Raw genomic sequence first — 13,648 nt, forward strand, 5'->3', positions numbered from 1 at the left:
CGGGGAGGGAGAAAAAATGACGTGGCTGTCTTTTTTCTGAAACAACCAGGAGAAAGCTCGCTTTTTCCCGCCATAAAGATACGGGTCCGCAACAATGGCTGATGGTAGAATCGCGTAAAAAAAGGCGGCCCGTCGGGGCCGCCTGATGGAGATGCGCGTTACCGCACGGTTTTGGGTGCGGTCGTGGCAAGGGCCGTTTGCGGAAAGGCATTCTGCCACCCCCCGCCAAGGGCGTTATAGAGCCGCACCAGGTTATCCGACATCGTGCCTGTGCTGTCAGCCAGTTGGGTCTGTGACTGCAACAGCCGGCGCTGCGTGTCGAGCACATACAGATAGCTTTGCAGCCCGCTGCGATACTGGCTTTGCGCAAGCTCCAGGGAGCGTTTGTCGGCCGTGACCTGGGCAGACAGGTTCTGGTTGCGGCGTTGTTCCGCCTGATAGCTGGTCAGGGCGTTATCGACCTCGCGCCAGGCGTTCAGCACCGTCTTGCGGTACCGCACGGCCGCAGCCTTCTGCGACGCTTTTTTCATCTGCAACTGACCGGTCAGCCGCCCGCCCTGGAAAATGGGCAAGGTAATGCTGGGCCCGACATTCCAGGCCCGCGCGCTCCACAGCCCCAGATCGCGGAACGAGAAGGACTGCATGCCAAAGGAGGCATCGATCGTGACCTTGGGGTAGAAATCAGCCACCGCCTGCCCGACCTCGGCCGTGGCGGCGTGGAGTTCGGCCTCCGCTTCCCGGATATCGGGACGGCGGCGCGCCAGTTCCGAGGGCAGGCCGAGCGGCGCATTCGGGGGAAGCAGCGGAATGGCGTTGGCCTGTTGCAGTTCGGCATTCAGCCCGCCCGGGGGGGCGCCCATCAGCAGGTTGATGGCGTTGATCTGCATGGCGATACGCTGTTCATACTGCGGGATGAGCCCGCTGGTGCGTTCCAGTTCCGAACGGGCACTTTCCACATCCAGGTCGCTGACCAGCCCGCTTTTGTACCGCGACGTGCTGAGCTTGAACATGCCATCGGCCAGATCGCGATTCGCTGTCGTGATCCGCAACTGTTCCTGCAAGGTGCGCAGCATCACGTAGTCGGAGGCCAGTTCGGCCTGCCGCGCGATGAGAATACCGCGCCGTTCCTCTTCCGAGGCATCGAGATATGCCTTGGCGGCCTCGTACTGCCTGCGCACGCGCCCCCACAGATCGATTTCCCAACTGGCGGAAAGCCCATCCTGCCACTGGTTGAGCAGGGGAATGCTGACGTTGGAGGACTGGGAGCTGAGCATGTCGCCCAGGCCGGACCCGGCCGCGTTTTCACCGATCCGGTCGATGATCCGCTGCAATTCCTTGCTGCTGTACTGGGCGCGTTTATAGCTGCCCATGGCGGAAAGTTCGGGAAAGCGCTCCGCACCGGCCAGCACCAACTGGCCCCGGCTGACTGCGAACTGTTCCGTTGCCTGCTGTACATCCAGGTTCTGGCGGGCCAGGCGTTCTTCCAGCGTGGTCAGTTCAGGGTCGTGGAAGATGGACCACCAGGCTGGATCGGGTTCATCCTGCGTGGGCACGCTGAGCAGACGCGAACGCCCGGCCGCGACAGTACCCTGCTGGGTGGCGCCCGCATTGGGCTGCCATTGCGATGGGTTCCACCCCTTGGGCTGCTTGTAATCGGGCCCCACCGCACAGCCGGATTGCAGGACAACCAGCATGACCGCCAGCGGCATTGAAAACGCCGACGCGCGCGCCAAAGACCGCCCCCCGGGCTGCTTTACGCCACCTCTTGTTGAGCCTGCCCGCTGCGTATTCACTCTTGCCACCCGCTTGCCCTCGTTGAAAATTAGGCTCCAGCCCATATTCTTGCTATACCAGATTTCTGCTGACCGACCGGTTCGGTCAGCATTACCCTATCGTCTTTCACCCGCGCGTCAATCTCCAGCAGTCAAAGCCCGTTGTTCATGCCTTCTTCCCTGCCTGACATTGCTCCCCCCACCGCGCCGTGCATGGGAGAGTCCGAAGCCAAACGACAGCAGATTCTGGCTGGCGCCAAGTCTGTCTTTGCCGAACACGGCTATGAAGGGGCCAGCATGTCGGTCATTGCGCGCAAGGCGGGTGTTTCCAAAGGCACGCTCTACAACTATTTCACCAGCAAGGCGGATCTGTTCACCGCTTTCGTGGAACAGAACTGCCGTGAAAAACTGCCCGAAGCCCTGGCCTACGTGCAGCAGGACGGCACCCCGCAGGAAATATTGACAGCGGTCGCCCGGGCCATGGTGCGGCTGATGACCCTGCCCGAAAGCCTGATGCTGTATCGGATCATCGTGTCCGAAGCACCGCATTTTCCGCAGTTGGCGGTATCGTTCTGGGAACACGGGCCCCGAATCGTGATCGGGACATTCGCCAACTGGATCCGCGAGCAGACGCAGCGCGGCATGCTGGCGGCGGAAGACCCGGAATTTGCCGCCGAGCAGTTTTTTGCCCTCTGCCAGACGCGCATCGCCCATCGCAAGCGCTTCAACATGGCACTGGAGAACGAGGCCGCGACCGAGGAAAAGGTCATTCACAACGCTGTTCGGGTTTTTCTGGCAGCCTACGGGCCTGCCACACCCCGCGCCTGAACGTACCCGCCTGCCAGGGCCGGGATATACGAGACAAGGGATATCGGAGCCGCCTTAAACAAAAAACCCGCGCACCGTCACGGCGCGCGGGCTTGATGCAAACAGGTGTAAACGGCTTATTTCTTCAGCGCGTCGACAAGCTGGGGAACGACCTCGAACAGATCGCCCACAAGCCCGTAATCCGCCACCTGGAAGATGGGGGCTTCGGGGTCCTTGTTGACGGCCACGATCACGCGGCTGTCCTTCATGCCGGCCAGATGCTGGATGGCGCCGGAAATACCGAATGCCATATACAGTTCGGGTGCGACGATCTTGCCGGTCTGGCCGACCTGGTATTCGTTCGGCACGAACCCGGCATCGACCGCTGCGCGCGAGGCACCGACCGCAGCCCCCAGCGTATCGGCCAGCGGATCGAGGGCGTGGAATTTTTCCTCGCTCTGCATGCCGCGACCGCCCGAGACTACCACCCGCGCCGATTCCAGATCGGGGCGTTCGGAATCGGACAGGCGCACCGCTTCGAAGCGCGAAACATCCGCGCTGTCCACCGGGGCCACGGTTTCGATTGCCGCGGACCCGCCTTCGGCCGGAGCCGCGTCGAATGCGGCACTGCGCACGGTCAGCACCTTCTTGGCGTCGGACGAGCGCACGGTGGCCAGGGCGTTACCGGCATAGATCGGGCGCACGAAGGTATCGGCCGATTCAATGGCGATCACGTCGGGAATGGGCTGCACGTCCAGAAGGGCTGCGGCACGCGGCAGCACGTTCTTGCCCGCCGCACCGGCGGAGGCCACGATATGGTCGTACGCCGGGGCGAGAGAGGCGATCAGCGCCGCCAGCGGTTCGGCCAGTTCGTGCGTATAGCGCGCATCGGCCGCGTGCAGCACCTTGCTGACACCCGCAACGGCGGCCGCGGCCTGCGCCACGGACGCATCGCCCGTGACCAGGACATGCACATCGCCCAGGCGGGCGGCGGCCGTAACGGCGGAAAGGGCTGCCTTCCTGATCTGCCCACTTTCATGGTCCAGAAGAACAAGAGCGGTCATGCTCAGATCACCTTTGCTTCGTTACGCAGTTTTTCCACCAGTTCGGCCACGGAGCCCAGCTTTTCACCCGCCTGGCGGGAGGCGGGTTCGGCCACGGACACGATGGTCAGGCGCGGCGCCATGTCCACGCCCAGATCGGCCGCCTGAAGGGTCTCGAGCGGCTTTTTCTTGGCCTTCATGATATTGGGCAGCGACGCATAGCGCGGCTCGTTCAGCCGCAGGTCCGCCGTGATGATGGCGGGCAGCGACAGGGACACATCCTCGGCACCGCCATCGATTTCGCGGCTGACCAGCACGCGGCCATCGGCCACTTCGACCTTGCTTGCGAACGTGCCCTGGCCCCAGCCCAGCAGCCCCGCGAGCATCTGGCCCGTGGCGTTCATGTCATCATCGATGGCCTGCTTGCCCAGGATGACCAGGCCGGGTTCTTCCTTCTCGACCAGCTTGCGCAGCACCTTGGCCACGGCAAGCGGTTCGGGGCTTTCCCCGGACAGGACCAGGATGGCGCGGTCCACACCCATGGCCAGGGCGGTACGCAGTGTGTCCTGTGCCTGCTGCACGCCAATGGATACCGCAACCACTTCGGTCGCGGCCCCTTTTTCGCGCAGCCGCACGGCTTCTTCCACCGCGATTTCGTCAAACGGGTTCATGGACATCTTGACGCCAGTGGTTTCAACACCACTGCCATCTGCTTTCACGCGCGGTTTGATGTTGTAATCAACAACCCGCTTCACAGGTACAAGTATCTTCATAACGTCTTTCACTTGCAATGCAGGAGAGTCCAGCAGACCCATACCGCATCTTGGCAAAATGCCACAACCAGGGTGGAGGGAATTACATGCCGACCGGATAGTTGGGGCCACCGCCACCTTCGGGCGTTGTCCAGTCTATGTTCTGTGTCGGGTCCTTGATATCGCAGGTCTTGCAGTGGACGCAATTCTGCGCGTTGATCTGCAGATGCGGGTTTGTGTCCTCATCCGCGACCTCGTACACGCCAGCCGGGCAGTACCGGGCTTCTGGCGCGCGAAAGACATTCCAGTTGACCGTTTTCCACAAGGAGGGATTTTTCAGCCGCAGGTGGATGGGCTGGTCTTCCTCATGATTGGTGGCGGACAGGAAAACCGAGGACAGGCGATCGAAGGTCAGCTTGCCGTCGGGCTTGGGGTAGAACGGCTTTTCGCACATGGCCGCGGGTTCGAGCGTGTCGCTGTCTTCGTGCTTGAAGTGCAGGGTCCACGGTGCGCGCCCGCGCAGGACCATGGCGTCGAGTGCTGCATAGACGGCACCGCCCTTGGCCCCCCAGCGCGCAAAGGCCGGGCGGATATTGCGCGAAGCCCGCAGTTCTTCCCACAGCCAGGACTTGCGCACACGCTGGGTGAAGGATGCGGGTTCGACCCGGTCCGCCTTGATGGCGTCCACCACTGCTTCAGCCGCCAGCATGCCCGATTTCATGGCCGTATGCGTGCCCTTGATCTTGGGCACGTTCAAGAAGCCGGCCGAATCCCCGATCAGCGCGCCACCGGGAAAGGTCAAGCGCGGAATGGACTGCAACCCGCCTTCGGACAGGGCACGCGCGCCATAGGTGATGCGCCGCCCGCCTTCGAGATGCTTGCGAAAGACCGGATGCAGCTTGATGCGCTGCATTTCCTCGAAGGGGGAAAGCCAGGTATTGGCGTAATCCAGCCCCACCACGAAACCGTAGGACACCAGGTTTTCGCCGAAATGGTAAAGCCACGCCCCACCATAGGTCTTGTCGTCCAGCGGCCAGCCGAAGCTGTGCTGCACCAAGCCGGGCCGGTGGTTTTCAGCCGGTATTTCCCATACTTCCTTGATGCCCAGCCCATAGGTCTGCGGGTCCACGCCCTTGCGCAGGTCGTAATGCGCCATGACCTGCTTGGTCAGCGACCCCCGGCAGCCTTCCGCGAACAGCGTGTAGCGGCCGCGCAGTTCCATGCCGGGCTGGTAATTGGCCCCCGGCTTGCCGTCGCGCCCCACGCCCATGTCGCCGGTGGCGACACCCACCACGCGGTTATCCTCGATCAGGACTTCGGCCCCGGCGAAACCGGGATAGATTTCAACACCCAGTTCTTCGGCCTGGGCGGCAAGCCAGCGGCACACTTCACCCAGGCTGACCACGTAATTCCCATGATTGGCCATATGCGGCATGACCCGGTCCAGGAACGGCACGCGCAGGCCGCGCGTGGGGGTCAGGTAGAACATGTCTTCCGCCGTCACGGGCGTGTTCAGGGGTGCGCCGCGTTCTTGCCAGTCGGGCAGAAGCTCGGCCAGGGCACGCGGTTCGATCACGGCACCCGAGACGATATGCGCCCCGATCTCCCCCCCCTTTTCGATCAGGCAGACGCTGGTGTCGGCAGAAAGCTGACGCAGCCGAATGGCAGCGGCCAACCCCGCCGGGCCGCCCCCCACGATGACAACATCGAATTCCATCGACTCGCGCACAGGCTCGCTCATGCCCTTCTTACCTCGTTATGATCTTTGAATGAGTGTCCTAAACCCCATTTGGCGCCAAATTGCAAAACAGCGCCGACCCATGGCCGGGCTTTTAACGCGCCAAGAAGGGTTCAGTGCCGGGTTGCGCTCCGGGGGCCGAAGGCCAGTTCATGCACGGCGCGCCAGCTTTCATCAACAAAATTGACGATCAGCGTGCGGCGGGTGCCATGGATCGCGCGGGGGACAAAACCGTGCCACGTCCTGTCGGACGGAATGAACAGCACGCCCGAATTGAACGCGCCCGATGCGCGCACGGCCGAAGCACCATCGGGCAGCATCAGGTCCGTGCCCCAGTCCTGGGCACCCTCCCCTTCCGAAAGGGAGACGAGCAGCGTCAGTTTCTTGGCCCCGATATCGGTATGGGGGGCAAGCCAGAAACCGTCTGTATCCAGGCAGAGTTCCAGCCGCAGCGCCGCGGTGTCGAGCGATGTGTCGCAGATCGTCTCGAACGCCCGGCGCATGGGCTCGGCATCGAACTGGCGGGCCATGGTATCCAGCCGGGGGTCCTGCGCGCGGGTTGCGGCATCCACGAACACGCGATGGGCGTTGCGGGTTTCGCGCCGTCCGCCGACATCGCCCGCCACCGCATCTTCACCCGGATTCCACGCAAGCAGGGCGTCGCATGCCGGGGCGGGCAGAACGTCCTGCAACTGCCAATGCGCGAAAGGATAGCTGGCCGCAGGGGTCCGGGCCAGGGTTTCGGGCAATGAGAAATCCCCTGTGTGAAGGGGCAATGTGGTATCGGAACCCATGGGCCGATCCTTCGACTGAACGAGAGATATGCCGCGCATGACGGGCTGCCAGGGCCGGGCGGCATCGCTCCTGTCTTTCAGGAGTCTTCCTTCACATGCGCCAAAACGCCTTGCGGATCAAGCCATGCGGGCGGGGCGCCCCGGTCCGGACAGGCCGCAGGCCCGTGGAACAGGGGCGAGAGCGCGCAGCCTGTTCCCCGTTAAGGGGTAGGGTTAAAGCGTGCTGGAAAAACGCGGCGTGGGCACGGCCTGGGCGGCGGCATCGCCCGATTCAGCCGCCGGGCCGCGCCCCGCTGCCGCGCGACTCTCACGACCATGGGCGGGGCTGTCTGCCTGCCCGGCCTGGGCCATCAGCCCCGCGCGATGCGTGTCGAACAGGGCGGCGACATTGCGCAGGAACGGCCGCCCCCGATCCGTGACCACGATACGCTGCCCTTCCACCGTTGCCAGCCCATCCTGCACGAAGGGGGCCAGTGCTTGCAGTTCGGCCGTGAAATCGGGTGCGGCCATGCCGGCGGGCGGGACGATACGTGCAAGGTCCACGCCCATGTCGCACATGATCCGCTCGATAATCGCGCCACGCAGCAGGTCTTCGGGCGTGCGGGCAATGCCACGCGCCACGGGCAGAGCCGCATGCCCGGCCATGGCCCGCGCATAGGCGGACGCCGATGTCACGTTCTGGGCAAAGCCCTGGGGCAGCATGGAAATGGCCGACGCCCCCATGCCCAGCAGCACATCGCACGAATCGGTCGTATAACCCTGGAAGTTGCGGTGCAGCGTGCCTGCCTGGGCGGCGCGGGCCAGGGCATCGCCCGGGCGGGCGTAATGGTCCAGCCCCACGGCCACGTAACCCGCAGCACGCAGCACCTGGTCGATCCGTGCGCGTTGTTCCAGCCGCCGCATGGGGCCGGGCAGGGCTTTGACGGGCATGGTGCGCTGGCGTTTCTGCTTCCAGGGCACATGGGCATAGCCGAACACCGCCAACCGGTCCGGCCCCAGATCGGCAATGCGGGCCGCCGTTACGGCCACACTTTCGGCCGTCTGGTAGGGCAGGCCATAAATGAGATCGATATTCACACCCGCGATGCCGGCGTTGCGCACCTGGGTAATGCAGGATCGGGTCTGTTCGAAGGACTGATGGCGGCCGCAGGCTTCCTGCACCTGCGGGTCCAGGTCCTGCACACCCAGGCTGACCCGGTTGAACCCGAGTTCGCCCAGCAGGGGGGCATAGCCATCCGACAGGTGGCGGGGGTCGAGTTCCATGGACAGTTCGGCATCGGCACCGAGATGGAAGAACCGGCGCACGGCGCGCATGATACGCCGCAGGGCCGCAGGCGGCAGGGTGGTGGGCGTGCCGCCGCCGAACTGCACATGCCCGACCGGCAGCCCTTCGCCGGCCAGCGCGACCATGCGGCGCATTTCCTCGCGCAGCAGGTCGCCATAGGCCTGCCGCCCTTCGTCATGGCGCATGACGGAGGTATTGCAGCCGCAGAACCGGCAAAGCTCGTCACAGAACGGGACGTGAAAATAAAGGGAAACAGGGCCGCTGCGTGGAAGGTCTTTCAACCAGCCTTCCATCTGGGCCGGGCCGACCGCATCCGTAAAGCTGGCTGCGGTCGGGTAACTGGTATAGCGCGGCAGGTTTCCGCCGTAGCGGAGAACCAGGTCAGGCAATGACGCCGCGCTCATGATCAGAACCGATAGGCGATACCGGCGGAAACCACGGTGGGGTCGAGCGATTCGTGAGCGCGGACCTTGATGGTTTCGGACTGGTTTTCCAGCCAGCCATGCATGCGCACGAAAAGCTGCTTCACGTCGGCGTTGAAGAACCAGTTGCCAACCACCTGGTAGTCGAAACCGACATTGACGGACGGACCACCCGTAAAGCCGACATTCAGCTTGTTCAGCGCATAGGCCGAACCCAGGTTGCCCAGGGCACCTGCGGCGTGCATGCTGTGGAACCACATCATGGTGCCGCCCACGCCCACATAGGGGTTGAAGCGCTTGTGGGGGCGGAAGTGATAGGCCACGGTAATGGTGGGCGGCAGCACCCAGGCGCTACCCACGTCAACCTTGTTGCCATGGCCGACATTGCCGCCAAGACCGGCGACGGCACTGCCCAGTTCCCCACCGTTGGAAGACACTTCATGGCGCATGCTGGTGGCGATCAGGTCGAGCGAGATATTGTCGGTCACGAAGTATTCGACCGTCAGTTCCGGCATGGCCTGGTTGGTGGTGGACAGGCGCCCGCCAGCCATCGGCGTGTTGTTGGGAACCCCAACCGCCTTGGCGGACAGCCAGGTGCGGCCGTCACGATCCTGCGGCAGGATACCCACGCCCGAGAAGCGGATCATGAAGTCGCCCTTGCCCAGGCCGATCTTGGTGCTCGCACAGGTTTCGAAAATGCCGCAATGGCTGCTGGGCGGCGGCGCATCGGGAATGCGGCTGACGACCGGCGCATTCACATAGGCTGCCTTGTTGGGGGTCATTGTCTGGGCCTGCGCCTGGGCAGCGCCCGCCATGGTGGCGACACCGGCGGCCATGGCTGTAAGGAGGGAACGGAGCTTTACCATACCTGCTGTCTCTTCCACGATGGTCAATAACGTTTCGGTGTGGAGAAATCATGCCCGGGCCGCGACCACCTTGATATAGATCAAGCCAGCAGGCCGGGGTGGCGCGATCGATCTATATTGTGACATTTTAACCACAAGCCCCGAACACGCCCGCCAGCCACCTGCACGATACCCCAAGCAGTGGCGCGCCTGTGGCATACCTTACCTGTCATTGATTTATATCAAAAATCCCATAATAATTACGGGCGCATCTTTTTTTGTGTTTTTACCGGGATAGCTGGCTGCTGCCTGCCTCCAGAGCGCTCGGTTTGCGGATGATACAGCATGGCTCCTCCCCTCCAGACATCAGCCTTTCTCAGTCCGGGTCTGGGTGTGCATCCATCGCGGCAGGCAGACCTCCAGCGCTGCCTGCTATGCGATCAGCGCGATGCAAACCTGTGCAGCGGTCTGGACAAGCAGGGGCTCGCGGCCCTGGCCCAGTCGTCCAAGAGACTCGTGCTCCCGCCGGGTACGACCATGGTGGAAGAGGGTGAGCCGGCGGTGTCCTTCTTCAACGTCACACAGGGCACGGTCAAGCTGTTCAAATCCCTGCCCGACGGGCGCCGCCAGATCACGGGCTTTGCCGATCCCGGCCAGTTCCTGGGGCTGAGCCCGTCGGATGTGTATTCCTTCGGAGCGGAAACCGTTGATACCGTGCAGGTCTGCCGCTTCCAGCGCCCCCAGCTTGAAGGACTGCTGAGCGACTTCCCCGTATTCGAGCGCAACCTGCTGGTTGCCGTGACCGACCGGCTGGCCGAAGCGCAGGAGCAGATGCTGCTTCTGGGGCGCAAGACCGCGAAGGAAAAGGTGGCCAGCTTCCTGCTCGACCGCCTGCAGGCCCATGAACGCGCCCAGGCCACCGCAGCCGCACACGACCATGACGAACCCGCCGCAACCACGGAACACGTGGCTTCGGTTCCCATGACACGCATCGATATTGCCGATTACCTGGGTCTGACGATCGAGACCGTCAGCCGCACGATCAGCGCCCTGCGGCGCGAAAAGATCATCGCCAATATGGAAAACCACTATATCCAGATTCTGGCACCCGCCACCCTGCGCCAGATCGCCTCGGGCCAGCAGAACGGCTGAACAATCGCCCCCCGATCGCCGGCCCCAGGCCGACAAACACTTTCCCGCCGTGCCCCATAAAAAAAACCGGCCCCCCGAAGGGAGCCGGTTCCTGACCCGGAGGCGTCGGATCAGCGCATTCAGTTATCGTCATCCCCGTCGCCATCGCCGGTATCGGCTGGCGGGGGCGGTGCGGGCTGGTCGGGGGAAATGGCGATGAAGAGCGACTGGTTCTCGCGCAGGATGCGCAGCAGGACCGGCTTTTTGGCCGCCAGTGCCGCCTTGACATCGGTGGCGACCGCGCGGGGATTGTCCACCGCATCGTTCCCGACCGCCTGGATGAGATCGCCCGGGCGCACACCGGCCTGGTCCGCGGGGGACCCGGCTTCCACATCACTGACCACCACGCCATGCACGCCGGCCGCCAGGCCAAGCTGCTGGCGCAGTTCCGCCGTCAGCGGCGACAGGGCAACGCCCAGGCGCTGACCGCTGGCAGCACCGGACCCATTGCCATGCGCATTGGGCGTGCTGCCCGCCAGATTGCCGATCTTGAGCGAGAGGGTCTGCGGATTGCCTGCGCGGATGAACGCCACAGTGACCTGCGTGCCCGGGGCGATTGCCGCCACACGCACCGCCAGGTCATGCGGGCTTGCCACCTTCTGGCCGTTGAAATCGGTAATCACGTCCTGGGCTTTCAGCCCCGCCTTTTCCGCCGGGCTGCCCGCGGCAACGCTGGCCACCAGCGCGCCGGAGGGCAGGGCACCCTGTTCCTTGGGGGTAGGCAGGTTCAGCGCGCGCGCCAGCACGGGCGAGATCGCCTGCGCGTTCACGCCCAGATACCCGCGCACCACATGCCCGGTCTTGCGAAGCTGGTCGACCACCGAACGCACGGTATCGGACGGAATGGCAAAGCCGATCCCGATGGAGCCGCCGCCCGAAGGTGACAGAATGGCGGTGTTCACCCCCACCACCTTGCCATCCTGCGTGAAGAGCGGGCCGCCGGAATTGCCGCGGTTGATGGGTGCGTCCACCTGGATGAAGTTGTCGTACGGCCCTTCATTGATATCGCGCCCGCGGGCGGAGACGATACCCGCCGTGACCGTGCCACCCAGGCCATAGGGGTTGCCCACGGCAATTACCCATTCGCCGGGCTGCACGTCTTCGGATTCGCCCAGTTCGATGAACGGCAGTTTCTGGGTCGAGGTTACCTTGAGCAGGGCCAGGTCGGTCTTGCCGTCGCGCCCGACGATCTTGGCAGGCAGGGTCGTGCCGTCATCGAACGTGACCGTGACCTTGGTGGCCCCTTTCACGACATGGTTGTTGGTGACGACATAACCGTCGGCCGAGATGACAAAGCCCGACCCGCGTGCCTCGACAAGCTGGTTGGACGGCTGGGGCGCCATCTGGAACGGGAAGGGGAACGGAAAGGGCGAGCCGCCCATACCGCCCATGCCGCCATTTTCACCCTCGATCGCGTCCGCGCGGATCATGGCGGTAATGGAGACCACGGCGGGCTTGACCTGCTTGACCAGGCCCACAAAGTCGGGAATGCGCTGCGCGGGTTCGGTGGGCTTGATAACACCGGCTGGATCCGCCCAGGCCAGGGGGGTGGAACAAAAGCCAGTCCCCAGGGCGAAGGTGCAACCCGCCAGCAATGCCAAGGCCTTGGTTCGGGTTGCGCTATAGCTGTCATGGCGGCTTGGGCCACGCTGTTTACCAATCGTCACAGATTTTCCAGACATCACGACTTCGACTGTTCCTTGTGTTACGCCCCTGGCGAGACACCACGCCAGCACCGCGCGGTACCGCCTGAACATAAGAAAAGACATAGGGCACACGGGCAGAACCATGAACCCCCGCAACCCTTACGCCCCACATGCTAGCATGGTTTCCCCCATAAGGAAAAAAGCCGCCCTACCCCCTGGGCGCGGACGGGCGCAGGGCCTGGAAAAACGTTCGCAGCAAGGCCGTGGCCTGCTGTTCGCACACCCCGCCCACGATTTCGGGGCGATGCAGGGTTTCGGGCCGGTAGGGCAGGCGCGCGCCGTGTTCGACCGCCCCGCCCTTGGCGTCATACGCCCCGAACACCAGCCGCCCGACACGAAAATGCGCCAACGCTGCGGCACACATGGGGCAGGGCTCCAGCGTGACCACAAGCGTGCAATCGGCCAGCCTGCGCCCGCCACGCAGCCGCAAACCTTCGCGCATGACCAGCATTTCCGCATGGGCGGAAGGGTCGTGGCATTCCTCCACCCGGTTGCCCGCGCGCGCCAGCACCGCACCCGTTTCGTCCAGCAGCACGGCACCCACCGGCACTTCCCCCCGGGCAGCGGCGGCGCGGGCCTCGTCCAGGGCCAGGGCCATTTCTCCACGCTCACGCCAGGTTTTCACGCAGTCCCCTTCCCTTCCTCCGCAACGCCCGGCTGTGTGCAACGCCATTCTCCACGGCGCGCCCGGCGGGCCTGTCACATTGCCACTATAATATCGCGGCCGTACCCGTGCACCTGTCTCGGCCCCAAAAGGGGTGGCGGGGCGCTCTGCCGGCACGCGCCCCGGCATGGGCTCCGGCCCCGCTGGTTTTTTCATTCCGCGCACTCACAAAATATTTCAATCCGGAGGGAACCATTGGGCAAACCGCTTTACGCCAGGACGCGGCAGAGTCGTATATTTTCCTTGTTTTCTGGCCGGTTTTTGGTCATCATGCCTTAAAGTCGCCACGGTTCGTTCTGTAACAGATTACAGCAGGCGACGGAATTTCTCACGCTCCTTACGAGGTCTGACGGAAAGGATCGGAACCATGCACACCCTGTCTTTCATCCTGGCTGCCGCAGCCATCGGGCTTGGACTTTCCGCTGCTGACAGGCTGTCCTCTGATTCCGCAACACAGGCCACGGCCACCCTGTCCGCCCGGGTTCTGCCCGTCAGCGTGCCCTCGCTCCTGCCGCATTAGGCCCCGGCACCCATAGCGGCGGAAGCCTGTATCCATCAGCGGGAATGACCGTACGCCAAAGGCTGCGGCATGGACCTTGCCCTGCCGTTGTGGCACCTGAACCAGACGC

The 13,648-nt window shown here is 63.8% G+C and carries 12 protein-coding genes; 3 read left to right on the forward strand and 9 right to left on the reverse strand.

Going from position 1 to position 13,648, the window contains the following annotated elements; all coding sequences use genetic code 11:
• Positions 1-158 precede the first annotated feature (158 nt).
• Positions 159-1,838 (reverse strand): efflux transporter outer membrane subunit, encoded by a 1,680-nt coding sequence (locus J2D77_RS03950; protein WP_207845032.1) that lies wholly within the window; start codon positions 1,836-1,838, stop codon positions 159-161.
• A 102-nt stretch (positions 1,839-1,940) separates the two neighbouring features.
• On the opposite strand from J2D77_RS03950, the gene J2D77_RS03955 reads away from it, so the two are divergent.
• Complete coding sequence (locus tag J2D77_RS03955; RefSeq protein WP_207845033.1) at positions 1,941-2,600, forward strand: TetR/AcrR family transcriptional regulator; 660 nt, start codon at positions 1,941-1,943, stop codon at positions 2,598-2,600.
• A gap of 116 nt (positions 2,601-2,716) precedes the next feature.
• Here J2D77_RS03955 and J2D77_RS03960 read toward each other — a convergent pair whose 3' ends face one another.
• The 6 genes from J2D77_RS03960 to J2D77_RS03985 all read right to left on the reverse strand — a co-directional run bounded on the left by J2D77_RS03960 (position 2,717) and on the right by J2D77_RS03985 (position 9,479).
• Entirely contained in the window at positions 2,717-3,643 is a 927-nt protein-coding gene (locus J2D77_RS03960) for an FAD-binding protein (RefSeq protein ID WP_207845034.1), read from the reverse strand.
• Positions 3,644-3,645: 2 nt separating this feature from the next.
• Positions 3,646-4,395 carry an electron transfer flavoprotein subunit beta/FixA family protein gene (locus J2D77_RS03965; protein ID WP_207845035.1) on the reverse strand — a complete coding sequence of 250 codons (750 nt, stop codon included), beginning with the start codon at positions 4,393-4,395 and terminating at the stop codon, positions 3,646-3,648.
• An 82-nt stretch (positions 4,396-4,477) separates the two neighbouring features.
• Positions 4,478-6,115: an electron transfer flavoprotein-ubiquinone oxidoreductase gene (locus tag J2D77_RS03970; protein WP_207845036.1), complete on the reverse strand. Its 1,638-nt coding sequence runs from the start codon at positions 6,113-6,115 to the stop codon at positions 4,478-4,480.
• A 110-nt stretch (positions 6,116-6,225) separates the two neighbouring features.
• Entirely contained in the window at positions 6,226-6,906 is a 681-nt protein-coding gene (locus tag J2D77_RS03975; RefSeq protein WP_207845037.1) for a 2OG-Fe(II) oxygenase, read from the reverse strand.
• A gap of 213 nt (positions 6,907-7,119) precedes the next feature.
• A complete protein-coding gene (gene hemN, locus J2D77_RS03980) occupies positions 7,120-8,595 on the reverse strand; it encodes an oxygen-independent coproporphyrinogen III oxidase (protein ID WP_207845038.1) in 1,476 nt (491 codons plus the stop codon).
• A 2-nt stretch (positions 8,596-8,597) separates the two neighbouring features.
• Entirely contained in the window at positions 8,598-9,479 is an 882-nt protein-coding gene (locus tag J2D77_RS03985; RefSeq protein WP_207845039.1) for an OmpW/AlkL family protein, read from the reverse strand.
• Positions 9,480-9,803: 324 nt separating this feature from the next.
• Here J2D77_RS03985 and J2D77_RS03990 point away from each other — a divergent pair, with 324 nt between their 5' ends.
• Positions 9,804-10,610 (forward strand): Crp/Fnr family transcriptional regulator, encoded by an 807-nt coding sequence (locus tag J2D77_RS03990; RefSeq protein ID WP_207845040.1) that lies wholly within the window; start codon positions 9,804-9,806, stop codon positions 10,608-10,610.
• 119 nt (positions 10,611-10,729) lie between these two features.
• On the opposite strand, the gene J2D77_RS03995 is transcribed toward J2D77_RS03990, so the two are convergent.
• Positions 10,730-12,331 (reverse strand): Do family serine endopeptidase, encoded by a 1,602-nt coding sequence (locus J2D77_RS03995; RefSeq protein WP_207845626.1) that lies wholly within the window; start codon positions 12,329-12,331, stop codon positions 10,730-10,732.
• A gap of 172 nt (positions 12,332-12,503) precedes the next feature.
• Positions 12,504-12,953, reverse strand: coding sequence for a nucleoside deaminase (locus tag J2D77_RS04000; RefSeq protein ID WP_230975577.1), 450 nt, complete (start codon positions 12,951-12,953; stop codon positions 12,504-12,506).
• Between the two features lie 433 nt (positions 12,954-13,386).
• Between J2D77_RS04000 and J2D77_RS04005 the strand changes: the two genes are divergently transcribed.
• Positions 13,387-13,539, forward strand: coding sequence for a hypothetical protein (locus J2D77_RS04005; protein ID WP_207845042.1), 153 nt, complete (start codon positions 13,387-13,389; stop codon positions 13,537-13,539).
• The last annotated feature ends 109 nt before the right edge of the window (positions 13,540-13,648 follow it).

This window comes from Acetobacter garciniae, from assembly GCF_017377735.1.
GTDB classification, from domain to species: Bacteria; Pseudomonadota; Alphaproteobacteria; order Acetobacterales; family Acetobacteraceae; genus Acetobacter; species Acetobacter garciniae.

What these genes read in the sequence shown, in the direction of transcription:
- J2D77_RS03950 (WP_207845032.1), bottom strand. Translation starts at nt 1,838, where the DNA reads ATGGGCTGGAGCCTAATTTTCAACGAGGGCAAGCGGGTGGCAAGAGTG.
- J2D77_RS03955 (WP_207845033.1), top strand. Translation starts at nt 1,941, where the DNA reads ATGCCTTCTTCCCTGCCTGACATTGCTCCCCCCACCGCGCCGTGCATG.
- J2D77_RS03960 (WP_207845034.1), bottom strand. Translation starts at nt 3,643, where the DNA reads ATGACCGCTCTTGTTCTTCTGGACCATGAAAGTGGGCAGATCAGGAAG.
- J2D77_RS03965 (WP_207845035.1), bottom strand. Translation starts at nt 4,395, where the DNA reads ATGAAGATACTTGTACCTGTGAAGCGGGTTGTTGATTACAACATCAAA.
- J2D77_RS03970 (WP_207845036.1), bottom strand. Translation starts at nt 6,115, where the DNA reads ATGAGCGAGCCTGTGCGCGAGTCGATGGAATTCGATGTTGTCATCGTG.
- J2D77_RS03975 (WP_207845037.1), bottom strand. Translation starts at nt 6,906, where the DNA reads ATGGGTTCCGATACCACATTGCCCCTTCACACAGGGGATTTCTCATTG.
- hemN (WP_207845038.1), bottom strand. Translation starts at nt 8,595, where the DNA reads ATGAGCGCGGCGTCATTGCCTGACCTGGTTCTCCGCTACGGCGGAAAC.
- J2D77_RS03985 (WP_207845039.1), bottom strand. Translation starts at nt 9,479, where the DNA reads ATGGTAAAGCTCCGTTCCCTCCTTACAGCCATGGCCGCCGGTGTCGCC.
- J2D77_RS03990 (WP_207845040.1), top strand. Translation starts at nt 9,804, where the DNA reads ATGGCTCCTCCCCTCCAGACATCAGCCTTTCTCAGTCCGGGTCTGGGT.
- J2D77_RS03995 (WP_207845626.1), bottom strand. Translation starts at nt 12,331, where the DNA reads ATGTCTGGAAAATCTGTGACGATTGGTAAACAGCGTGGCCCAAGCCGC.
- J2D77_RS04000 (WP_230975577.1), bottom strand. Translation starts at nt 12,953, where the DNA reads ATGGCCCTGGCCCTGGACGAGGCCCGCGCCGCCGCTGCCCGGGGGGAA.
- J2D77_RS04005 (WP_207845042.1), top strand. Translation starts at nt 13,387, where the DNA reads ATGCACACCCTGTCTTTCATCCTGGCTGCCGCAGCCATCGGGCTTGGA.